The organism is Micromonospora sp. NPDC050784 (assembly GCF_044456765.1).
In the GTDB taxonomy this organism is placed as follows: Bacteria; Actinomycetota; Actinomycetes; order Mycobacteriales; family Micromonosporaceae; genus Micromonospora; species Micromonospora foliorum.
Window position 1 is genome coordinate 232,739 of the sequence record NZ_JBITGG010000010.1, and the last position, 21,050, is coordinate 253,788.

Annotated in this window: 17 protein-coding genes and 2 tRNA genes; 12 read left to right on the plus strand and 7 right to left on the minus strand. The window is 69.6% G+C overall.

From position 1 onward, the window contains the following. Nucleotides 1-71 precede the first annotated feature (71 nt). Complete coding sequence (locus ACIBD9_RS16490; RefSeq protein WP_396718400.1) at nt 72-782, minus strand: class I SAM-dependent methyltransferase; 711 nt, start codon at nt 780-782, stop codon at nt 72-74. A gap of 314 nt (nt 783-1,096) precedes the next feature. Here ACIBD9_RS16490 and ACIBD9_RS16495 point away from each other — a divergent pair, with 314 nt between their 5' ends. Further along, complete coding sequence (locus ACIBD9_RS16495; protein ID WP_396718455.1) at nt 1,097-2,830, plus strand: hypothetical protein; 1,734 nt, start codon at nt 1,097-1,099, stop codon at nt 2,828-2,830. A gap of 24 nt (nt 2,831-2,854) precedes the next feature. Here ACIBD9_RS16495 and ACIBD9_RS16500 read toward each other — a convergent pair whose 3' ends face one another. After that, the gene (locus ACIBD9_RS16500) at nt 2,855-3,631 is read right to left on the minus strand and encodes a hypothetical protein (protein WP_387173291.1); all 777 of its coding nucleotides are present in this window, start codon (nt 3,629-3,631) and stop codon (nt 2,855-2,857) included. Between the two features lie 325 nt (nt 3,632-3,956). On the opposite strand from ACIBD9_RS16500, the gene ACIBD9_RS16505 reads away from it, so the two are divergent. Then, nucleotides 3,957-5,486 carry a peptide deformylase gene (locus ACIBD9_RS16505; RefSeq protein ID WP_396718403.1) on the plus strand — a complete coding sequence of 510 codons (1,530 nt, stop codon included), beginning with the start codon at nt 3,957-3,959 and terminating at the stop codon, nt 5,484-5,486. A 69-nt stretch (nt 5,487-5,555) separates the two neighbouring features. Here the strand turns inward: ACIBD9_RS16505 and ACIBD9_RS16510 are convergent, their stop codons facing one another. Then, on the minus strand, nt 5,556-6,671 hold the full coding sequence (locus tag ACIBD9_RS16510; RefSeq protein WP_396718406.1) for a globin domain-containing protein: 1,116 nt from the start codon (nt 6,669-6,671) through the stop codon (nt 5,556-5,558). A 144-nt stretch (nt 6,672-6,815) separates the two neighbouring features. On the opposite strand from ACIBD9_RS16510, the gene ACIBD9_RS16515 reads away from it, so the two are divergent. Next, complete coding sequence (locus tag ACIBD9_RS16515; RefSeq protein WP_396718409.1) at nt 6,816-7,586, plus strand: CPBP family intramembrane glutamic endopeptidase; 771 nt, start codon at nt 6,816-6,818, stop codon at nt 7,584-7,586. A 4-nt stretch (nt 7,587-7,590) separates the two neighbouring features. On the opposite strand, the gene ACIBD9_RS16520 is transcribed toward ACIBD9_RS16515, so the two are convergent. Beyond that, nucleotides 7,591-8,865 (minus strand): hypothetical protein, encoded by a 1,275-nt coding sequence (locus ACIBD9_RS16520; protein WP_396718412.1) that lies wholly within the window; start codon nt 8,863-8,865, stop codon nt 7,591-7,593. 239 nt (nt 8,866-9,104) lie between these two features. Here ACIBD9_RS16520 and ACIBD9_RS16525 point away from each other — a divergent pair. Both ACIBD9_RS16525 and ACIBD9_RS16530 read left to right on the plus strand, forming a co-directional pair. Continuing rightward, nucleotides 9,105-9,195 (plus strand) — tRNA-Ser (locus ACIBD9_RS16525). A gap of 35 nt (nt 9,196-9,230) precedes the next feature. Further along, a tRNA-Arg gene (locus ACIBD9_RS16530) sits at nt 9,231-9,303 on the plus strand. A gap of 183 nt (nt 9,304-9,486) precedes the next feature. On the opposite strand, the gene rarD is transcribed toward ACIBD9_RS16530, so the two are convergent. From rarD to ACIBD9_RS16545, 3 genes are read right to left on the minus strand one after another with little or no spacing between them, the layout of a single operon-like run. After that, nucleotides 9,487-10,371, minus strand: coding sequence for an EamA family transporter RarD (gene rarD, locus ACIBD9_RS16535; protein WP_396718415.1), 885 nt, complete (start codon nt 10,369-10,371; stop codon nt 9,487-9,489). Nucleotides 10,372-10,408: 37 nt separating this feature from the next. Beyond that, nucleotides 10,409-11,242, minus strand: a complete 834-nt coding sequence (locus tag ACIBD9_RS16540) for an ABC transporter ATP-binding protein (RefSeq protein ID WP_396718417.1) — start codon at nt 11,240-11,242, stop codon at nt 10,409-10,411. Then, a complete protein-coding gene (locus ACIBD9_RS16545) occupies nt 11,239-12,432 on the minus strand; it encodes an MFS transporter (protein ID WP_396718419.1) in 1,194 nt (397 codons plus the stop codon). The genes ACIBD9_RS16540 and ACIBD9_RS16545 overlap by 4 nt, the downstream gene beginning before the upstream one ends. 98 nt (nt 12,433-12,530) lie before the next feature. Here ACIBD9_RS16545 and ACIBD9_RS16550 point away from each other — a divergent pair, with 98 nt between their 5' ends. From ACIBD9_RS16550 to ACIBD9_RS16580, 7 genes are all read left to right on the plus strand, one after another. Further along, nucleotides 12,531-13,283, plus strand: a complete 753-nt coding sequence (locus tag ACIBD9_RS16550; RefSeq protein WP_396718421.1) for an AraC family transcriptional regulator — start codon at nt 12,531-12,533, stop codon at nt 13,281-13,283. A gap of 101 nt (nt 13,284-13,384) precedes the next feature. Continuing rightward, entirely contained in the window at nt 13,385-13,588 is a 204-nt protein-coding gene (locus tag ACIBD9_RS16555; RefSeq protein WP_396718423.1) for a hypothetical protein, read from the plus strand. A 186-nt stretch (nt 13,589-13,774) separates the two neighbouring features. Then, nucleotides 13,775-14,887, plus strand: coding sequence for a ricin-type beta-trefoil lectin domain protein (locus ACIBD9_RS16560; RefSeq protein WP_396718426.1), 1,113 nt, complete (start codon nt 13,775-13,777; stop codon nt 14,885-14,887). A gap of 163 nt (nt 14,888-15,050) precedes the next feature. After that, nucleotides 15,051-15,629: a DUF3455 domain-containing protein gene (locus ACIBD9_RS16565; RefSeq protein ID WP_396718429.1), complete on the plus strand. Its 579-nt coding sequence runs from the start codon at nt 15,051-15,053 to the stop codon at nt 15,627-15,629. A 228-nt stretch (nt 15,630-15,857) separates the two neighbouring features. Then, nucleotides 15,858-17,471, plus strand: a complete 1,614-nt coding sequence (locus ACIBD9_RS16570) for a serine/threonine protein kinase (protein ID WP_396718431.1) — start codon at nt 15,858-15,860, stop codon at nt 17,469-17,471. Nucleotides 17,472-17,640: 169 nt separating this feature from the next. Continuing rightward, nucleotides 17,641-18,963 (plus strand): acyltransferase family protein, encoded by a 1,323-nt coding sequence (locus tag ACIBD9_RS16575; RefSeq protein WP_396718433.1) that lies wholly within the window; start codon nt 17,641-17,643, stop codon nt 18,961-18,963. A gap of 397 nt (nt 18,964-19,360) precedes the next feature. Beyond that, nucleotides 19,361-20,893 (plus strand): non-reducing end alpha-L-arabinofuranosidase family hydrolase, encoded by a 1,533-nt coding sequence (locus ACIBD9_RS16580; RefSeq protein WP_396718436.1) that lies wholly within the window; start codon nt 19,361-19,363, stop codon nt 20,891-20,893. The last annotated feature ends 157 nt before the right edge of the window (nt 20,894-21,050 follow it).

Genomic DNA, 21,050 nt, shown 5'->3' on the forward strand with positions numbered 1-21,050 from the left:
CCGACATCCCTGACCTAACAGGCATAAGGGCGACAGAAAGTGCAAGATCGGCGGGGCGGGGCCGGGGTGGGTCAGGCTGGGACGCGGGCTACGGCGAAGACGGACTGGCCGAACGGCGGAAGGACGAGCTGCTCGGCGGCCTTGGTGGCGGGCAGGACGAGGGTGTCGTACACCTTGACCATCGGGCCCTCCTTCGGCATCAGCCGGAAGACCTTGGTGGCCATGAAGTAGCCGATCAACCCGAGCGCGTTGGCGTAGTGCATCTTCTCGACGGTCAGACCGGCGTCGGTCATCGCCGCCCCGAGCGTCTTCTTGGTGTAGCGGCGGACGTGCCCGGTGGCGATGTCGGCCGGGCCCATCGCGAACTGGAACGCGGGCACGATGATGATCACGGCGCCGCCGGGTCGGACCAGGTCGCGCATGCTCTGCAGCGCGCCCACGTGGTCCTCGATGTGTTCCAGGACGTTGTACGAGACGGCGGCGCTGTAGTCGCCCCGGTCGTTGTGCGGCAGCAGCATCTGCCGGACGTCGATGTTCGGACGGCCGGCGAGGCGCTCCTTGAGCTGCACCAGCCGGTCCGGGTCCGCCTCGGTCGCGGTGAACCGAGGAAGCCGCTCGGACCATTCCAGCGCGTAGTCACCGAGGCCGCTGCCGATCTCGATCGGGTCGTCGCCCAGGTACGGCACGGCCAGTTCGATGAACCAGCGACGGTGGTTGACAGCGGTTGCCAGGCCTTCCAGGACCTCGGACTGCACGCGCTGATCCCCAGTGATTTCTGCCATGCGTCGATTCCTCACGATATGAACTCGACCCGTGCCTGGACCGACAGAGTGAATCATCCGCTGGGACGGCGAAAGAATCGGGGCATCGGGGTGGCCGAATTGTGGTCGGGGGGTGGGTTCGTGATCGGCGGTCGGCGAACCCGGCACATAGTACGGCAGTACCCCGAAACATGTCACGGCGGTGCCATACGCTGACTACCCTATGAATTGTCATGACTACTCCTGAACCGGACGTGCCCAGCGACAGCGGCGGCCCGGCCACCGCGTCGTCGGCGGAGGGGGCCTCCGGTGCCGTTCGGCCTTCCCGCAGGGGGATGTGGGCCGATCTGGCCGCTGTGCTGAGCTTCGTGCTGCTCGGTTTCTGGGTCACCGGTCGCCTCTGGCTGGACGCGGGCAGTGGTGTGCGGGACAACCAGTCTGATCAATCGCAGTTCGAATGGATGATGGCGCACGGTGCGCGAGTAGTCACGCACTTTGCGTATCCGTTCCATTCCAATCAGATGAACGTCCCCGACGGCGTGAATCTGATGGCCAATACGTCCGTATTATCCATTTCATTGCCAATGACGCCGATCACCCTGTTGCTCGGGCCGCGAGCGTCATTTCTGACCTTTCTCACCGCCGGCATGATTGCCACCGCCACGGCCTGGTATTTCCTGCTCTCCCGGGTCCTGATCGGCAGCCGGGGGCCGGCGTGGCTGGGCGCCGGCTTCTGCGCGTTCGCGCCGGCCATGGTGTCGCACGCCAATGGGCACCCGAACATCGTGTCGCAGTTCGTCGTCCCGTTGATCATTTGGCGCACACTGCGACTCGGCGAACCGCGCCGCTGGCTGCGCAACGGGGTCCTCCTCGCGCTGGTCATCGTCTGGCAGGCATTCCTCAACCTGGAGATCCTGCTGATGACCGCGATCGGGCTCGGTGTGGTCGTCGGTGTGCTCGCCCTCGGCCGCACTGATCTGCGATCGCGGGCCCGACCCTTCCTCGCCGGCTTGGCCGTCGCCGCCGGGGTCGCCGGGCTCCTGCTGGCGTACCCCCTCTACGTCCAGTTCTTCGGGCCGGACGCGTACTCCGGGCTGTCCCGCCTGATCCGCGGCTACTCCAGCGACCTGGCCTCGTTCGTCGCGTACTCCCGGGAATCCCTCGCCGGTAGTGCGCGCACCGCGGCCGGGCTGGCCAAGAACCCGACCGAGGAGAACAGCTTCTTCGGTTGGGCGCTGGTGGTGCTGGTGGTCGCCCTGGTCTGGTGGCTGCGGCGCTCGATCGTGGTGCTCGCGCTGGCCGCGCTCGGGCTGCTCTTCGCGGTGCTCTCGCTGGGCCGGGAGGTCCGCTTCGACAACCGGGGTACGGGTGTCCCAGGGCCCTGGGCGGCGCTGGAGAACCTGCCCATCCTGCACTCGGTGGTGCCGACGCGCTGGGCGTTGGCGATCACCCCGATCGTCGGGCTGCTGCTCGCCTACGGCGCCGAACGGGCCCGTGAGTTGGCCGGCGCGCACCCGGCCGCGCGGGGGCAGGTCCGTTTCGTCACCGCCACCGTGCTCACGATGGCCCTGTTGCCGATCGTCCCCACCCCGCTGCCCGTGGCCCACCTCGACCCGGTGCCCACCTTCGTGACCAGTGGGGCGTGGCGGCCGTACGTGACCGGTGGGCGCAGTGTGGTGACGCTGCCGTTGCCGGACACCACGTACGCGGCGCCGCTGCGCTGGTCGGCGGCGACCCGGCTGGACATGCCGTTGGCCCGCGGCTACTTCCTCGGCCCGGACACCCGCCCGAACGCCGATCCGCCGAAGGTCGCGCTGTTCGGAGCGACTCCCCGACCCACCAGCAGCTTCTTCGCCACCATTCGGCGGACCGGGGCGGTGCCGCCGATCACCCCGCAGACCCGGGTCCGGGCGGTCGACGACCTGCGCTACTGGCGGGCTGGGGTGGTCATCCTCGGGCCACACGAGCATGAGGCCGCGCTGCGCCGGGGGATGACCGAGCTGACCGGGATCCAACCGGTGTTCACCGGTGGCGTGTGGGTGTGGGACGTCCGGTCGTTGACCGACTGAGCGGTGCGGCCCAGCCCGGCCTGGTCAGCGGACGCAGCAGCCCTGGCAGACCTTCGGCCGGGGGAGGGTGAAGGCCAGGCAGCAGGTGCGGCGCTGCACTGTCGGCTCACCGGTCGGCCCGGGCACCAGCTCGATCAGGTCGGTCAGGTCGAGTGCGCCGAGCAGGGTGTCGATGCTCTGCACGGTGGAGCCGGGCAGGCCGTCCGCGGCCCGCAGGATGCCGTGCGCGATGCCGGAGGCGACCGAGCCGAGCAGCGTCCGAGTGCCCACCCGGACCTCGGACTGGATCGCCGTGATGAGCGGTGCCAGGTGGGCGTCGAGCAGTGACGCGCGCAGCGCGGCCAGCAGCTCGGCCTCGTCGGCGACGACCCGCACCTCCGGCAGGCCGGCGAGCGCCAACGGATCGTTCGGCAGCACCGCCACGGTGGTGCCCCGGCGCAGGCCCATGGTGAGCAGCTGTCGGTGGTCCTCGAAGTGGATCAGCAGGTCGGCCGGGTCGAGCAGCGGCACCCGCCGGGCGGAGGCCCAGCCGAGCACGACCGGCAGCGCGGCCCAGTAGCTGTACGACTTCCATGCCAGCGCGGCGCAGGCGTGCGGGGTGCCGCCCCAGCGGACGGCTGCGCCGTTCAGCAGCTCCGGCAGTCGGCTGCCGTCGATCAGGGTGGTGGCGGGTGCCCAGCCGAGCTCGTCGTCGACCAGCAGGCCCCGGGCGAGGCCGGGGAGGTCGTCGGTGCCGAACATGGCGCGCAGCGCTGCGGTGACGGGCGCGAGGGGCGTGGTGGCGGCCTCGCGCCGTGGCATCACCGCTGTCACCTGAGTCGTCCCCTGTCTGTGTGACCGAGGAGTGCGCCCCGGCGGACGACCAGTGCCGTCCTGAGCTAAGGCTAGCCTAACCAGACCCTCGACCGTAAGGGAAGCCTCACCTTGGTCACATCCCAGACGCCCAGGTCATCCCGCATCCCACGGGAGTAGCGCTTCGCGTACTACCCGGAGTCAGGGCTGGGAAACGCCGTCGCACGATCGATGGTCATCGGTGGATTGTCAAGCGATGTGTCGAAAACATGCCACATGCGTGTGCGCTCGGGCACAGAACGTGAAACTTATATCCCCGGCCACGAGGAAGCTGATGACGACCTCACCCCTCGAACGGGCTGCCGAGTCCTTCGCGGCCGAACTCGCCCGGCAACGGACGGGGCGCGGGCTGTCCAAGAAGCAACTGGCCGTCCTGATGGGGTTCGACCCGTCCTACGTGAGCCACGTCGAGGGGCGCCGGCACCGCCCGACCGAGGACTTCGCCCGCCGCGCCGAGGCCGTCCTGGAGGCCAGCGGCGCGATCTGGCAACGCTTCCGGGAGTACGACGACCTACGGCACGCCCGGGCCGGTCAGCCGCACCGCGAGCCGTACCTACCGGGACAGTGGCTGCCACCCGGCACCGGCCTGGTCGTGGAACGGGAGCTGGCCACCCTCACCCACACCGAGGACGGCTACCGGTGCGTCATCCACCGTGAGCTGTACAACGCCGGCACGGAGCCGGTCACCCGCTACCTGGTCCGGGTCGCCGTCGACCGCTACCCGAACGACCCCGGACGCTCCAACCGGCACCACCGGGAGCACCCTCTCACCTTCGCCGAGCTGCAGATCCAGGCCCACCGAGACGACGGCGGCGGAGACCCGGAGCCGATGCACTGGCGAGCCAAACACGATCGGGACGCGTTCAAGGAGATCTGGCTGCTCTTCGAGAACGGGGAGCGGCGCTTCCCCCTCTACCCGGGCGACCGGGCCACCATCGAGTACGCGTACAGCGTCGGGCACGAGAAGTGGGGCCCCTGGTTCCAGCGAGCCGTCCGGCTGCCCACCCGGCAACTCGCCGTACGCCTGGATCTGCCTGCGGCGCTCGACCCGCAGGTCTGGGGCGTGGAGACCTCGCTCAGCGCGGAGGAGGGCCCGCTGCGGACGGCGCCGCAGCGTCACGACGAGGGCGACCGGGCGATCTACGACTGGCAGACCGACGACCCACCGTTGAACGCCCGCTACCGGATGCAGTGGCGGTTCCGCGCCCGCCCGGACAACGAACCGGACACCGGCCCCGGCGGCGCCCGGGTCCGACCCAGCGACCGGATGCGCGGCCTCGGCATCGTGCAACGCGGGGCCGACCTGCTCCGTCAGCGGGCCCGCCCGTTCGACCTGCCCGCGGAGGAACACGTCGCCCGGGACGTGGTCGACCGGCTCACCATGGCCCTGGCCCGGCTCGACGAGCTGCACCCGTTCAGCAAGGGGGTCGGAGTCGCCGCCCCGCAGTTCGGCATCGACCGGGCGGCGGCCGTGGTCCGGCCCCCCGACCGCTCGGCGGAGCCGGTCGTGCTGCTCAACCCCCGGGTGGTCGACGCCGACCCGGAGACCGACGAGCAGTACGAGGGCTGCCTCTCCTTCTTCGACCACCGAGGTCTGGTGCCCCGACCGTTACGCCTGGACGTGGAGCATGCCCAGTGGGACGGCAGCCGCGTCATCACCTCGTTCGAGTTCGGCATGGCCCGGCTGGTCGCACACGAGATCGACCACCTGGAGGGCCGGCTCTACGTCGACCGGATGGCACCCGGCGTGCCGTTGGTGCCGGTGGAGGAGTACCGCGAGACCGGGCACCCCTGGCGCTACTGACCCAAGAAGGGACCGGGGCGCGTGCCCCAGGGGGCAGGGGCACGCGCCCCGGTGTGGGGGGAGGAACGTCTAGAGGTCACCGAAGGTGTCGTAGCGGATGTGCGGCGGCGGCACGTCGTCCGCGGCGAGCACCCGCAGGGTGGACCGGACCATCCGGGCGGCACCGGAGACGTAGCAGTCGTGCGTGGTCCACGGCCCGTACCGGGCCACCACCTCCGGGATGTCGCCCTGCTCGCCGTCGAAGTCCGGGTCCTCACTGCACGCCGCGGTGACCGACAACCACGGGTGTGCGGCCACCAACTCCTGCAACCCGGCCAGGCCGTACAGGTCGGCCGCCTGCCGGGCGCCGTAGAAGACGTGCACCCACCGGGTCCGGTTGTAGGTGGCCAACTCCTCCACCAGCGCCTTGATCGGTGCCAGCCCGACGCCGCCGGCCACGCAGAGGACGTCCCGTTCCGAGGCGCGGTCCAGGGTCATCGACCCCATCGGCGCCGCCAGGCGCAGCAGGTCACCCGGCCGCACCCGACGCACCAGGGCGCCGGACACCCAGCCGGCCCCCGGAGACCGCACGTGGAACTCCAACACGTTGTCGTCGTTCGGGGCGTTCGCCACGGAGTAGTTGCGCCACACCCGGGGGTGGTAGCGCGGCACCTCCAGGCTCACGTACTGCCCCGCCTGCCAGCGCAGCGGATGCTGCAACGCCCGGCAGGTCAGCACGGCGGTGTCCGGGCCGTACCGCTCATGGGTCAGCACCTCGGCGTGCCAGAACGGCGGGTCGTCGTCGGAGGCGGCGCCGGCCACCATCAGGGCGGCGATCGCCGCGTACGCCTCCCGCCACGCCTGGTCGTACTCCAGGTTCCAGCTGTCACCGGCGGTGCTGCGCAGCGCGTCCAACAGTGCGACGCCCATGGTGGCGTAGTGCTGCTCGTCGACGTGGTACTTACGGTGGTCGCGGCCCAGCGCCCGGAGAAACTCGTCGAAGCTCTCCGGGTCGTCGACCGTGTGGATCGCCGTGATGATCGCTTCGAGTAGGCGGTCGCCCTGGCCGGTCATCTGCACCGGGAAGAGTTGCCGCAGGGCGGGGTCGAGCAGGAACAGCCGAGCGTAGAAGTGACCGCTCAACCGGACCCGGTCGTCCTCGACCAGGGTCCAGCTCTCCTTCAGCAACCGCGCGAGGTTGTCCACGAACGCTCCTTCTCCAGACGGCAACGGATCGGGCGCTCATAGAATCTCCACGGAGAGTGTCTACTGGTCGCACAGAATGTGCGATCGGCTCATGGTGGCCGGTCGGCCATGTCACGGGCGCCGCACGTCGGGCAGAGTGGTGCGGTGACCGTTGAGCTGACCCGCCCGGTGTCCCGCCGACTGCTGGGCACCGAGACGCTGCTGGTCCTCGGCCTCTCCCTCGGCCAGTCCGCGATCTACGCGGTGGTGTCGATCATCGCGAAGCTGACCGCCGACGGTCCCCTCTCCAAGCAGACCGCCTCGCTGAACACCTCGGCGTCGGCCCGCCCCTGGCTGGACCTCACGTACCAGCTGCTCGGCATCGTGTTCGCGCTGCTGCCGGTGCTGCTCGCCGTACACCTGCTCAGCCGTGACCCCGGCGACCCGGCGCGAACCCTCGGCCTGGACGCCCGACGGCCCGGTCAGGACGTGGCGCGGGGAGCCGGCCTGGCGGCGCTGATCGGCCTACCCGGGCTGGCGCTGTTCTGGGCGGCGGCCCACCTGGGCCTCAACGCCACGCTGGTGCCGGCCTCGCTGCCGCCGGTCTGGTGGGCGGTCCCGGTGCTGATCCTCTCCGCCGTGCAGAACGCCGTGCTGGAGGAGGTGATCGTGGTCGGTTACCTGGTCACCCGGCTGCGCCAGCTCCAGTGGCGGCTGGCCGCGATCATTGCGGCCAGCGCGCTGCTGCGCGGCTCGTACCACCTCTACCAGGGCTTCGGCGCGTTCGTCGGCAACGCGATCATGGGCGTCGTGTTCAGCCTCTTCTACCTGCGCACCCGGCGGGTGATGCCGCTGGTCATCGCGCACACCCTGCTCGACGTGTTCGCCTTCGTCGGCTACGCGCTACTGCCCCGGGAGTGGTTCGACTGGCTCTGACCGGTCAACGCCTGTCGGGTCGGTAGACGGCCACCGTGCGGGCCGCGAGCCGGTCGGCTGCCGCCGCGTCCCCCAGCGCCGCCGCGAGCACCGCCGCACCCGGCAGCAACCGGGCCGCCAGCCGCAACGCCACCCAACCGCCGGCCTGCGCCGTGAGCGGGGCGGCCAACCGCCAGGCCGCCTCCGCCGCCCGTGGCCACGCCCCTTCGACCGGCTCGCCCGCCGTCTCGGCGGCGGCCAGGGCCGCCGCCGCGCTCGCCCGATCCGGGTGCACCTGGGTCAACACCAGCAGGTCGACGGCCCGGTCGGGATGCGTCGGATCCTTGCCGTACGCGGCGGCCAGGTGCAGCACCAGCTCCGAGTGCGTCCACAGCACCGCCGCCAACTCGGCCAGCGGCGCGAAGTAACCGGCCAGCGCGGCGGTCGCCCCGCCCGCACCCGCCGAGCGGACGAACCGCCGGGTCGCCAACCGGGCCAGGCCGTCCGCGGACGCGTCCGGATACCGGGTGCGCAACCCCGCGGCCCAGCCGGCCGCGCCGGGCCCGAGCGCCCGCACCGCGGCCAGAGCCAACAGCTCCGGCGCGAAGCCGGGGTGGTCGAGCACGCGCGCGGCGACCGCGCGCAGCTCCGATTCCGGGGTACGCCCCAGAGCCGGCTTAGGCAGCCGCGCGGCGGGTGCTGCCGGTGCCAGCTGCTCGGCGGGTGCTGTCTGCGGCTCGGTGGGTGTCGTCTGCTGCTCGGCAGGTGGCGTCTGCTGCCCGGCCACGGGTTCGGGGGCGGGCTTTGTCGGCGTGGTGCTCTTTGCCGGCGTGCTCTTGCGTGGGGCGGCCGCGCGCTTGGTGGTCTTCGCGGCTTTGACCGGGGTCTCTGGTGGGGTGGTGCTTGCCTCTGCGGTGGGGTTCGCGGCTTTGCTGGGGTTCGCGGCGCGCTTGCGCGGGGCTGGCGTGGCCGGGGTCACCTCGGTGGGCGTCTCGGTTGCCTTCCGGGGAGCAGCCTTGCGAACAGGGGTGGTGGTCCGGGCCTTCGACGGCGTCGGTGCGACGCCTGTTGCGGAGCCTGGTTGGTCGACGTCCGGTTGTGCTGGGTGCTCCGCACCTGTCTCGGAGGCCAGCTCGGTCGGTGCGCGTCGAGGCTGGCGAGGCAGGGGGCGGTCCGGCTCCGGTGGCTGGAAGAGCACCGCCGGGGCGCCCTTGGCCCGTCGAGGGCGCTGGCTCGCCGGAGCGGCTGCCGGCGGGGCCGCCGCCTCAGGCTCCACCGTCTCGGTGGGCTCGTCGGCCACGATCGGCGGCCGGAAGGTGGCCCGTGGGGAGCGCGGACGCGCTCGTTCAGCAGGCTCTCGACGTGTCGACTCGCTGGGCGGCTGCTCCTGCATATCGATGGAGCGTAGTCCCGATCACGCCGGCGCACAGCGTTGAAACACGGGCGCGGGCGGGCCCCGGTGGGCGTACCCCGGAAGTCGTTTTGCTCCCGGTGGGTGGCGACCTGTATCCTCGGGCGCGGTGGTCTGAGGATCACCAGGGAGACTTCGCCTAGTCTGGTCTATGGCGCCGCACTGCTAATGCGGTTGGGGTCTTAAAGCCCCTCCCGGGTTCGAATCCCGGAGTCTCCGCGCGAAAGCCGGGTGTGTACACTGGCTGAGCACAAGCGCCCGTAGCTCAATGGATAGAGCATCTGACTACGGATCAGAAGGTTAGGGGTTCGAGTCCCTTCGGGCGCACAAGATCATCAAACGCCTGACCTGCGGAAACGCGGTCAGGCGTTTTTGTTGATCGTCCCGATGGATAGCGGATGTCGCGTGGGCGTCATGTTGCGCCCGTCACTTTCCGTAATCATCGTGGCCACCACGCCAGGATCCCGGGTGTGACGCGGGGCCACCGCCACCCCGGTGCCCTCGATCTCCTCAACGCCGCTGCGGTGCCGGAGGCTGGCCCTCCCGGCGTGTCTGTCGCCATGCGTAGGAGGCCAGGAAGAACGCCGCGCCGGCCCAAACCAGGCAGTAGGCGCCAAGGCCAGCAGTGCTGATCGTCTCGTGGAGTCCGAAGTAGCCGATGAGGAACTGAATCGTCGGCAGCAGGAACTGAAGCATCCCGATGACCGTCAGCGGCGTTCGGACGGCCGCGAAACCGAAGAGGACCAGCGGCAACGCGGTGATCAGGCCGGTGCTGACGAACAACGCGGCCCGGACAGGACTGTCCCCGAAGTGGCTGTGGTTGGTCACCGACAGGACAACGAGATACGCGGCGGCGGGAACGGCCAGCGCGGCCGTCTCCACGGCCAACGCCCGCCAGCTCGGCATTGCCGCCCACTTGCGAAACAATCCGTAGACACCGAATGTGGCGGCCAGGCCGATCGCCACCCACGGTGGCCGTCCGGCGTCGATCCCCAGCCACACCACGCCCGCCGTCGCCAGTGCCACACTGACCCACTGCGCGACCGCCATCCGCTCCCGCAGCACCACCAGGCCGAGAAGCGCGCTGAAGAGCGGGTTGATGTAGTAACCGAGGGCCGCCTCGATCACGCGCCCACCATTGACCGCCCAGATGTAGAGGCCCCAGTTCGCACCCACGAAGCAGCCGGCGCCGACCAGCAGCGCCAAGGTCCGTGGCTGGCGGTGGATCGTACGCAGCCAGTTGAGGTCGCGCTGGATCGTCAACACGATGGCGACGAATACCAGCGACCAGACGATGCGGTGGGCGAGGATCTCCAGGGCCGGCGCCGGTTCCAGCAGCGGCCAGTAGAGGGTCAGCAGACCCCAGATGAAGTACGCCGCGGTTCCGGCCAGCACACCCGTGCTGCTTCGGCGTGGTCCGGCCACAGCGGCATCACCTCGTGAGAAAGTGCGGCGCTGCGGAGTCCGGGGCGGCGACCGCCGCCCAGCGTCCCGCGTGCCGCAGGATGCTGACGGGGTGGTCGAAGCAGTCGCTCATCATCTCGGTCGTCAGCACCTTTTCGACCCGCCCGCACCCGACCGTCCGGCCCTCCCGTAACAGCAGCGCGTGCGTGGTCGTCGTGGGCAACTCCTCAAGGTGATGGGTGACCAGGACGCTGGTCGCCTCCGGCGCCGCGTCCCGAATGCGGTCCAGGCTCGTCAGCAACTGCTCACGCGCGCGCAGGTCCAGCCCGGTGGCCGGCTCGTCGAGCAGCAGCAGCGGCGGGCGCGCCAGCACAGCCCGCGCAATCAGCGCGCGTCCGCGCTCGCCGTGGGACAGCAGGTGCCACTGGGTCTCCGCGCTCGCACTCAGCCCCAGCAGGTACAGAAGCTGATCCGCCCGCTCCAACTCGTCCGGGCGAGGCGTCCAGCGGGGCATCAGGTCGATCGTGCCGGTCGCTCCGGTGAGCACCACCTCGCGGGCGGTCAACGCGGAGCGCAGCGGATGCTGCGGGGTGACCCGGCCGATCGACCGGCGCAGTTGGAAGACATCGGTCCGCCCGAGGCGCTGACCGAGAATGTCCACTTGCCCGCGGGTGGGATGTCGATAGGCGCCGAGCACGCTGAGAAGGGTGCTCTTGCCCGCGCCATTGGGCCCGATCAGTGCCCAGTGCTCCCCGGCGCGGATCGTGACGCTGATACCCGCAAGCAGCAGGCGGCGCTCCCGCACGACATCGACTTCCCGAGCCTCGATCACCGTGTCGCCCGGGTCCGCGTGCGACGTCACTTCGCCGGCTCGTTCAGGAACACGCCGAGAACCAGCGCCACCAAGGGGATCAGACAGATGATGGTGAACACGCCCTCGGGACCCCAATGCTCTGCCGCCACACCGAGGGCGGGCGCGAGGAGACCGCCGATGCTCACGGCGAGCCCGAGCGTCACACCGGCAGCGGTGCCGGGCCGCGTCGGTAGATAGTCCTGGCCCAGCTTGACCAGCACGGCGAACGGGATGTTCAGGGCGATGCCGGCGAGCACGGCGAAGAGGAGCGGCGGGTACTCCCCGGGCGTGAGACGCAGACCGACGAGCGCGGGAATGGCGACGATCGCGCCGAACTGCACCGTGCGGACCATCCCGACCCGGTCGGCGATCCGGCCACCCAACAGCGTTCCGACCACCCCGCCGACGAGGAAGCACGCCAGCGCCGCCCCGGCGAGGCTCTTGCCCGCGCCCAGGTGACGTATCCAGAACAGCTCGATGAAGGTGATCGCGCCGAAGAAGGCGACCGATCTGACCGTCTCGATGCAGGTCAGCAACAGGAAGGGGGCCCACTGGTCACGGCCGCTTCGCGAAAGGCCGCGCGTGGCCGGCCTCTGTAGCCGATTCCGGTGTAGCAGGAAACCCATGAGCACGGCCGGTGGGATGAAAAGCGCGGTCGCTCCGACGCCCATGGCGATGAGTGCGGGAGTGGCCAGTACTGGTGCCAGAAAGAACCCGACACTGCCGCCGGCGGCAAAGATACTCATTGCTGTGGCGCTCTCACCCGCCGCCACCCGGGCCGACTTTCCGGCGGCCGGGTGGAACATCGCCACGCCGAGTCCCGACGCGCAGAGCAGAAGCCAGACCGCTACGTAACTATCCATGAGGCCGGACAGGCCGAGCCCGATTCCGGCGAGCGTTACTCCGGCCCCAGCGAGCCAGTCGGATCGGTAACGATCCACGGCGACGCCGATGAATGGCTGAGGAATGGAGCTGCCCAGGGTCGCGGCGAGCGTGAGACCACCAGCGGCCACGTAGCTGTAGTGGCGCTCCAGCACGAAATACGGGACGCAGGCCGGTACGAGGCCCTGGTAAAGGTCGTCGACCGCGTGGGCGGCGCCCCACAGGCGCATCCGTCGCCACGCCGACGGTTGCTCGCTCAGCGGCATCGCCCTCCCGGGGTTGGCCGCGTCCGCTCGGCTGTTTGTCTCCGTCACCATCGGGCTCTTCCTCTGCGGGTGCTGCAGGAAGAATGCCCGACCGCCCCGCCTGCGGACTATTGATATCCTGCCGACTTGTGTCGCCAAGCAGCCAACTTGTGAATGGCCCCGCCCGGGTGCCCTTGGCCGACCGCGAGCGGATCGATTGGCACCACCACGCGCGCCACCAGCTTGTCTGCCCGCGCAACGGCGTATTGGGGGTGTCGACGCCGACGGGAATGTGGACGGTGCCGCCGGATCGGGCAGCGTGGATCCCGGCGGGTGTCGCCCATGCTCATCGCGCCTACGGTCCCACCGACATGCGCGCGATCATGTTCGACCGCCCGCTGAACCCGTTGGGCGTGGATCAGCCCACCGCTCTGGCCGTCTCACCCCTGCTGCGCGAGGTCATCGTCAGCCTTACCGACGGCGACGAGTTGACCGGTGACGAGCGGGACAACCTTGAGCGCGTGGCTCTTGACCAGCTAAGACGGGCGGACACGTTGCATCTGTGCCTGCCGTACCCGGCTGATCCCCGATTGCGGGACGTCGCCGAGATCCTGCTCGAGGATCCCACCGACCACCGCACCCTCGCCGAGCTTGGCATGGCCGTGGGCGCTGGCGCGCGTACCCTCAGCCGGCTGTTCCGGGTGCAGGCCGGAATGTCGTTCCCGCAATGGCGCACACAGCTGCGACTGCATCACTCGCTCAAGTTGATCGCCGGTGGCGAGTCGGTGACCACGACCGCCGCGTCCAGCGGTTACAGCAGCCCCAGCGCGTTCATTCAGGCGTTCCGGGCCTTTTTCGGGATTACGCCCGGCGAATACTGCCGGAGCCGGCAGAGCTGCGATTCTTCCCCGTACCGGGGCTGAGTCGTCCCGTACGGCATCCGGTCCCGCCGCAGCCCGATCTTGTGACCGAATCTGTGCGGGACCGGATGTCCCTACCTGCTCTATTACCTCTTGCTACCCGAGTGCCGGGGCGGTCGGACGATCAGCCGAAGCAGTTGGGCACCGGCGGTGAGCTGGGTGTGCAGTTCGTGGGTCGGTTGCCGCTGATGACCGTCTTCTGGTCCACGGTGACCTGGCCGCCGTCGTTGAAGATGCCGCCGGGTGCCAGGGTGGAGATGTTGTCGGTGACCTTGCTTTCGGTGAGGGTGAGCCTGCTGCTGTTGTAGATTCCGCCGCCGCTCGAACCGCACGTGATGCCTTGACGTGGGCCGGATCAGCGACAAGAATTTACAGGAATCGCTGTTAGCGTTAACAATCCGTCCCAGTGCTGCGACGGCATCGTCATGCCGATGTGGCAGCGGTCGCGACGGCCTGACTCCTCGGTCAGCACTATCACTGCAGGGGAGAAATCTATGCGAACGAGGGCAAGATGGCTCGCGGCGACCGCCGCACTCGGTGTTGTCCTCGCCGGGGTGCTCACCTCGACCGGTCCGGCCAACGCGGAATCCAACGGCGGGGTGCGGGTGATGCCTCTCGGCGACTCCATCACCGAGGGCACGCAGGTGCCGGGCGGCTACCGGATCGGGCTCTGGCAGCGCCTCGTCAACGGTCGGTACACCGTGGACTTCGTCGGGTCGCAGTTCAACGGCCCGGCCAGCCTGGGTGACCACGACCACCAGGGACATCCCGGCTGGCGTATCGACCAGATCGACGCGAACATCGTCGGCTGGCTGAACACCCAACGGCCGCAGACCGTCCTGCTGCACATCGGTACCAATGACATCCTGCAGAACTACAACGTGAGCACCGCGCCGAACCGGCTCTCCACCCTGATCGACCGGATCACCACCACCGCTCCCACCGCCGAGGTGTTCGTCGCGCAGATCATCCCGCTCTCCAACAGCAACCAGGAGGCGGCCGCACGCACCTTCAACGCGGCGATCCCCGGCATCGTGCAGAGCAAGGTGAACGCCGGCAAGCGGGTGCGTCTGGTCGACATGCACAGCGCCCTCAGCACCGCCGACCTGATCGACGGCGTCCACCCCACCGCCGGCGGCTACGACAAGATGGCGGCTCGCTGGTACAGCGCGTTGCAGTCGGTGCCCGGCAGCATCGGCGACCCGGGCAGCGGCTCCGGGCAGACCACCGCGATCGTGGGTGCCCTGTCCGGCCGCTGCGTCGACGTCCCCGGCTCGTCCACCACCAACGGCACCCAGGTGCAGTTGTGGGACTGTCACGGACGCACCAACCAGCAGTGGACCTACACGAGCGGCAAGACGCTGACCGTGTACGGAAACAAGTGCCTCGACGCCGCCGGCTACGGCACCTCCCCGGGCACCCAGGTCACCATCTACGACTGCCACGGCGGAACGAACCAGCAGTGGAACGTCAACGCCAACGGCACCATCACCGGCGTGCAGTCCGGCCTCTGTCTGGACCCCTACAACGTGGGTACGGGCAACGGCACGAAGCTCGTCCTCTGGACCTGCACCGGCCAGACCAACCAGCAGTGGAGCCGCCGATAGCTCGTACGGTCGCGGCGGGTGGTCGGCGCATCCGACCGCCCGCCGGCACCTCCGCCAGGTGAGTGGTCGTTCAAATCGGGCGCGATTTTGATCGTTCTACGCATGCTGTCCGTGCAGGAGACGAGTGGGCGTAGGTGCGCCTGCCTGGAAACGGAGGAACCGCATGCTCAGCACGTTTCACTCGCGGGCCCGAGCGGTTGCCGTCGTCGGCATGGCCGGTGTCGTGGCGGCGATCGGCGCGGTGACCCAGCACGCGTCCGCTGCCGAGGTAGCCGCGCCCACTTCCGTGGGCGCCGACGCACGCCGGGTCGACATCCCGCGCATCGCCTCCTCCATCAAGCCACCGGCGGGATCGCGCCCCGTTGGTGCGTACGTGGTCGCTCGCGGAACGCAGACCTACACATGTGCTGGCGGCGTGTTCACCGGCGCATCGGTGCCGGAGGCCCAGTTGGTCGGCACCGGCGGCCGGGTCCATCACTTCAAGGGCCCGAGCTGGCAGTCCGAGCGGGACGGCTCACTGATCACGGCGAAGAAGACCGCGGAGAGCCCACGGGCGGGGACCATCCCCGAGCTGCTGCTGACGGTGGACACCCATACCGGCACCGGCATTCTCGGCGACGTCGCGTACATCAGCCGTCTGCTGACGTCGGGTGGCGTCGCCCCGGCCGGCGCCTGCACCGACGGCGCGACGGCGGCCGTGCCGTACGGCGCTGTCTATGTCTTCTGGGCCGCGAAGCGGTAAGGGCTTTGTCCCGGGCGGAGCCGCCCCTGTCCGGTCATACGGACAGGGGCGGCTTCAGTAGCGCCGACCGCGACGAGGCGACAAGCCGCGCTCGTGGCCGACTGGTGGACGGCATCGACGGGATTCGGTGGGCGGGGGATAGGCTGCGGCCGGCGTCGGAGTGACCTAAGGGGAACGGGTGATAGGCGGAACGGTTCGCGCGGTGGTCGCGATCTGCGGGCGTCCGGCGTGAGCGACGGTTTGCGTCCCGGTGACCCGGCACGCCTCGGCGGGTACGAGGTGCTCGACCGGCTCGGCGACGGGGGCATGGGCAGCGTCTTCCTGGCCCGCTCGCCGCAGGGACGGCGGGTGGCGGTCAAGGTCGTCCGTCCGGAACTCTCACACGACGAGGAGTTCCGGGGTCGGTTCCGCAGTGAGGTGAACCGCGCCCGCCAGGTTCCGCCGTTCTGCACGGCTGAGGTCCTGGACGCCGACCCGGACCATGACCCGCCGTATCTGGTGGTGGAGTACGTCGAGGGCCCCAATCTGGCCGAGGTGGTCCGGCAACGGGGGCCGCTGGGGGCGGCGCAGCTGCACAGCATCGCGGTCGGGGTGGCCACCGCCCTCACCGCCATCCACGGTGCCGGGGTGATCCACCGCGACCTGAAGCCGGCGAACGTCCTGGTGGCACCGGGTGGGATCAAGGTCATCGACTTCGGCATCGCCCGCGCGTTCGAGGCGACGAGCCAGCACACCCGGACCAACCACATGGTCGGCACCGTCTCGTACATGGCTCCGGAGCGGTTCGACACGACGTCCGGCCGTCCGGTGGGCCCGGCCGCGGACATCTTCGCCTGGGGTGCCCTGGTCGCCTACGCCGCTACCGGCCGCAACCCGTTCGGGGGCGACTCCGCTACCGCCACCGCGATGCGGATCCTCACTCAACCGCCGGACCTGACCGGGCTCGGCGGGCCGTTGCGGGAGTTGGTCTCCCGGGCGTTGGAGAAGGACCCCGCTGCCCGGCCCACCGCCCGGGAGTTGCTCGACGGGTTGTTGACCGCGGCGCGTCCGGTGGGTGCGGGCGGGCCGGCCGCACTCCTGGGCGCGACGCCGCCGGCGGGTGTGTCGCCCGCTGCCGGTGGTGACGACCAGGGCGCGCGGTCGATGCCGTCGGGTCTGGCCACGGGCAGTCGCGCGGGTTCACGTCGGCGTGGCTGGCTCACCGCGCTGGGCGCGACCGCCGCGGTGATCGCGGTGCTGGTGCCCGCCTACCTGTTCGGCCCACAACTGTTAAGCGGGCAGGCCAAACCCAGCCCGGCGACGCCGACCGGTGGTCCGGCAACGAGCGGGCCGGCGGCCACCGCGTCCGCGTCCGCATCGGGTAGGCCGACCGCGTCACCGTCGGCCAGCGTGGACCCGACCCGGGCCATGCTCGCCGGTCAGCGGCGATTCCTGCTGCACGCGGTGGAGATCGACCGTGACCTGTCGCTGCCCTCGCACGGTGAGCTCGAGGTCGGCGACGGAACCGGCAAGGATGCGCTCTTCGTGCTCGAACCGGTCGGTGTCGACTACATGATCAAATCCGTGAACCCGGACATCGCCCACCGACCGTGCCTCGGGGTCAAGCTCGACTCAGAGGGGAACAAGTCGCTGGTGGGAGCCGAGTGCCATCCGACCAAGGCGACGTTGTTCGCGATCTCTCGTGACGGCAAGGACGACAAGGGGCGCACCTCCTACGCCATCACCAACGACGAGTACGGCCCGGTGCAGTGGAGCCCGACCAAGCAGGAGATCTACGTCGAGTTTCTCGGTGACGCCCCGCTCGACACCACGTTCAGCCTGGTCGACCGAGGCGCGGTCTGATCCGGGCGTACCCCGCCGTCTGAAGCGACGGAAGTAGTCCGAGGGACCGTTGGCGGGTTGTCTCGCGTTCCGGTCCGTTCGGCTAACGCTTTGCTGATCAAGGGCCGCATACAGTACGCGGGCGCGGCGGTGCCGGATGGCAGCTGAGGATCAGACGACGGGGGCGGGTATGGGCAAGGCATCGCAGGAGCAGCCTCCGGCGGTCCGGGTCGGTCGTGGGCTGCCCACGCTTGCCGACCGGTTCGACGCTCGCGCCAACAGCATCGGGCTGTTGCGGATGGCTCTGGCGTTCGCGGTACTCGTCGCGCACTGCTGGCCCCTCGCGCTGGGTCGGCCGATGCTCGGCAGCAGCGAGACCATGCGACAGGCCGATGTCGGCAAGCTCGCGGTGTACGGCTTCTTCGTGCTCTCCGGCTTCCTCATCACCAGCAGTGCCCTTCGCTTCAGTCCGCTGCGGTACCTCTGGCACCGCGCGCTGCGCATCCTGCCCGCTCTGTGGGTGTGTCTGCTGGTGACCGCGCTGGTGATAGCCCCGGCGATCGCCTACTACGAGCGGGGCACCCTCGACGGCTTCTGGGGTCACCCGCAGGGCCCGTTGCAGTACCTGCGGTCGAACTGGCTGTTCGCCATGGACCAGTGGACGATCTCCGGCATTCTGCGGGACGTGCCCTACGGTCGTGGCATCGAGAGTGGCGGGCCGGTCAACGGCTCACTGTGGACACTGCGGTACGAGGTGCTCTGCTACTTCATGCTCGCTGCGCTGGCGGCGACCGCGGTGCTGGCCCGGGCGCGCGGCGCCGTGGTGTTGCTGCTGCTCGGGGTGTACGGGGTCGTCGTCGAGGACTTCGTCCGGGGCGACGGGCTCGTCGTCCTGCCGGCCAAGCACGGCGTTCTGGGGCCGTACCCGGTGGTCGGGACCTTCGAGAAGAACCTCGTCATCTACCTGACCTTCGCTTTCCTGCTCGGTGCGGTCGCCAAGCTGTACGCGCACCGGGTGCCGATGACCGGCTGGCTGGCGGCGCTCGCCGCCGTCGGGGTCGCCGTGACCGCACGGGCCGGCGGCTTCTATGTCCTCGGGGTGCCGCTGCTGGCGTTCCTGCTGCTGTACCTGGCGGTCGGGCTGCCCCGGTGGCTACACCCGATCGGCCGCAAGCGGGACTACTCGTACGGGGTCTACATCTACGCGTTCCCGGTTCAGCAGGTCGTCGCCCTGCTCATCGGCGTGCGGTACGGCTTCGTCACGTACCTGGCGGTGTCGTCCGCCGGCACCCTGGCCCTCGCGGCACTCTCCTGGCACCTGGTCGAGCGCCCCGCCATGTCGCTGAAGGACGTGGTTGTGCCGCTGGCCCGGCGGATGCGCGGCGGTGATTCCCCGACCGGCGCCGTCCCCGACGCCGAGGGCACGAGGAGGGCTGCCGTGTCGCCCATCGACGCGCCCACTCTGCCGGCCGTCACCGTGCCGACGCTCCAGCCGGTCGAGGTTCAGGGCTGAGTTCGCAGCACCGCGAGCAATGGGCAAACGTCGATGTTAACGCGCTCGCGGCGCCTCCTCAAGGGCCCAGCTGGGCTCCGCGCCGGGGATCTGGGGCGATGCCTGCGGGAAGACGGTGGAAGGTGTTCGGGGCCAAGATCCGCGGCTCGTCACCGGTAGATGTTCCCAGCACATTACGTCTTGACGAACGGCATGTTATCGCTCACAGTCGATGCCTAAGGACGACGACACCTTGGCTTTCCGGGCAAGCCCTGCCTCGTCGATCTCGAATCAGGCGTGCGCCACGGCATGCCGGCGTCTTGTTAACGCTAACGTTCTGACGCCTGCGCCTCGGCCACGCGTCGCGGTACGCCCACCTCGGGCAGGCCGTTCGGCTCTTGGTCACTGGAGGAGGATCATGTCTGCCCTCGATAGGTCTCCATCGATCGCAACGCCCTCGCGGCGGCGACGTTGGTGGTTGCCCCGCGTTCTCGCCGCCAGCGCGGCAGCGTTGATGGTCGGTGGCGCCGCGGTAACGGTGGTGTCGTCACCCGCCGCCGCGGCGACGGTCGACACGAACGCGTGGTACGTGTTGGTCAACCGCAACAGCGGCAAGGCCCTGGACGTCTACAACCTGGCCACGAATGACGGTGCCCGGATCACGCAGTGGACCCGCAACAACGGCAACCAGCAGCAGTGGCAGTTCGTCGACTCCGGTGGTGGCTACTACCGGGTGAAGTCGCGGCTGTCCGGCAAGGTGCTGGACGTCTCGGGATTCTCGACCGCCAACGGTGGCAGCATCGTGCAGTGGAGTGACCTCAACGGCACCAACCAGCAGTTCCGGCTGGCCGACTCGGACAGCGGCTACGTTCGGTTGATCAACCGGAACAGCAACAAGGTGATGGAGGTGCAGGGCGCCTCGACCGCCGACGGCGGAAACATCGTGCAGTACGACGACTGGAACGGCACCAACCAGCAGTGGCAGTTCGTCCGCGTCGACGGAACCACGCCGCCGACGACGACTCCGCCGCCGGGCGGCACGTGCGACCTTCCCTCGACGTACCGGTGGTCCTCCACCGGAGTGTTGGCGAACCCGAAGTCGGGTTGGGTGTCGCTGAAGGACTTCACCGTCGCCCCCTACAACGGCCAGCAACTGGTCTACGCCACCACGCACGACTTCGGGTCCAGCTGGGGTTCGATGAACTTCAGCCTCTTCACGAACTACTCGCAGATGGCCTCGGCCACCCAAACCGGGATGAACTCCGGCACCGTCGCGCCGTCGCTGTTCTACTTCGCGCCGAAGAACATCTGGGTGTTGGCCTACCAGTGGGGCGGCACGGCGTTCTCCTACCGCACCTCGACCAACCCCACCAACCCGAACGGCTGGTCCGCAGCGCAGCCGCTGTTCACCGGAAGCATCACCGGCTCCGGTACCGGTCCGATCGATCAGACTCTCATCGGTGACGGTACGAACATGTACCTGTTCTTCGCCGGTGACAACGGCAAGATCTACCGGGCCAGCATGCCGATCGGGAACTTCCCGGGCAACTTCGGCAGCAGCTACACGACCATCATGAGCGACACGCAGAACAACCTGTTCGAGGCCCCGCAGGTCTACAAGCTGCAGGGTCTGAACAAGTACCTCATGATCGTCGAGGCGATCGGTTCGACGGGCCGCTACTTCCGTTCGTTCACGGCGACCAGCCTGAACGGTTCGTGGACCCCGCAGGCCGCGTCCCAGAGCAACCCGTTCGCGGGCAAGGTCAACAGCGGCGCGACCTGGACCAACGACATCAGCCACGGTGAGCTGCTGCGCACCAACGCCGACCAGACGATGACCGTCGACGCCTGCAACCTGCAACTGCTCTACCAGGGGCGCTCCCCCAGCTCCGACGGCGTCGACTACGGCCTGTTGCCGTACCGGCCGGGTCTGCTGACCCTGCAGCGCTGACCCTGCACGGCACGGCACCGCAAAGGACAGCACCGACGGGGGGGGGGGGGCGCCCCCCCCCCCCCCCCCCCCCCCGGGGGGGGGGGGGTGAGCCCCCCCCCCCCCCCGCGGGGGGGCGGGGGGCCCCCCCCCCCCCCCGCCCCCCCCCCCCGGGGCG

What these genes read in the sequence shown, in the direction of transcription:
- ACIBD9_RS16580 (WP_396718436.1), top strand. Translation starts at nt 19,361, where the DNA reads ATGTCTGCCCTCGATAGGTCTCCATCGATCGCAACGCCCTCGCGGCGG.
- ACIBD9_RS16495 (WP_396718455.1), top strand. Translation starts at nt 1,097, where the DNA reads ATGTGGGCCGATCTGGCCGCTGTGCTGAGCTTCGTGCTGCTCGGTTTC.
- ACIBD9_RS16545 (WP_396718419.1), bottom strand. Translation starts at nt 12,432, where the DNA reads ATGGTGACGGAGACAAACAGCCGAGCGGACGCGGCCAACCCCGGGAGG.
- ACIBD9_RS16575 (WP_396718433.1), top strand. Translation starts at nt 17,641, where the DNA reads ATGGGCAAGGCATCGCAGGAGCAGCCTCCGGCGGTCCGGGTCGGTCGT.
- ACIBD9_RS16505 (WP_396718403.1), top strand. Translation starts at nt 3,957, where the DNA reads ATGACGACCTCACCCCTCGAACGGGCTGCCGAGTCCTTCGCGGCCGAA.
- ACIBD9_RS16560 (WP_396718426.1), top strand. Translation starts at nt 13,775, where the DNA reads ATGCGAACGAGGGCAAGATGGCTCGCGGCGACCGCCGCACTCGGTGTT.
- ACIBD9_RS16565 (WP_396718429.1), top strand. Translation starts at nt 15,051, where the DNA reads ATGCTCAGCACGTTTCACTCGCGGGCCCGAGCGGTTGCCGTCGTCGGC.
- ACIBD9_RS16500 (WP_387173291.1), bottom strand. Translation starts at nt 3,631, where the DNA reads ATGCCACGGCGCGAGGCCGCCACCACGCCCCTCGCGCCCGTCACCGCA.
- ACIBD9_RS16490 (WP_396718400.1), bottom strand. Translation starts at nt 782, where the DNA reads ATGGCAGAAATCACTGGGGATCAGCGCGTGCAGTCCGAGGTCCTGGAA.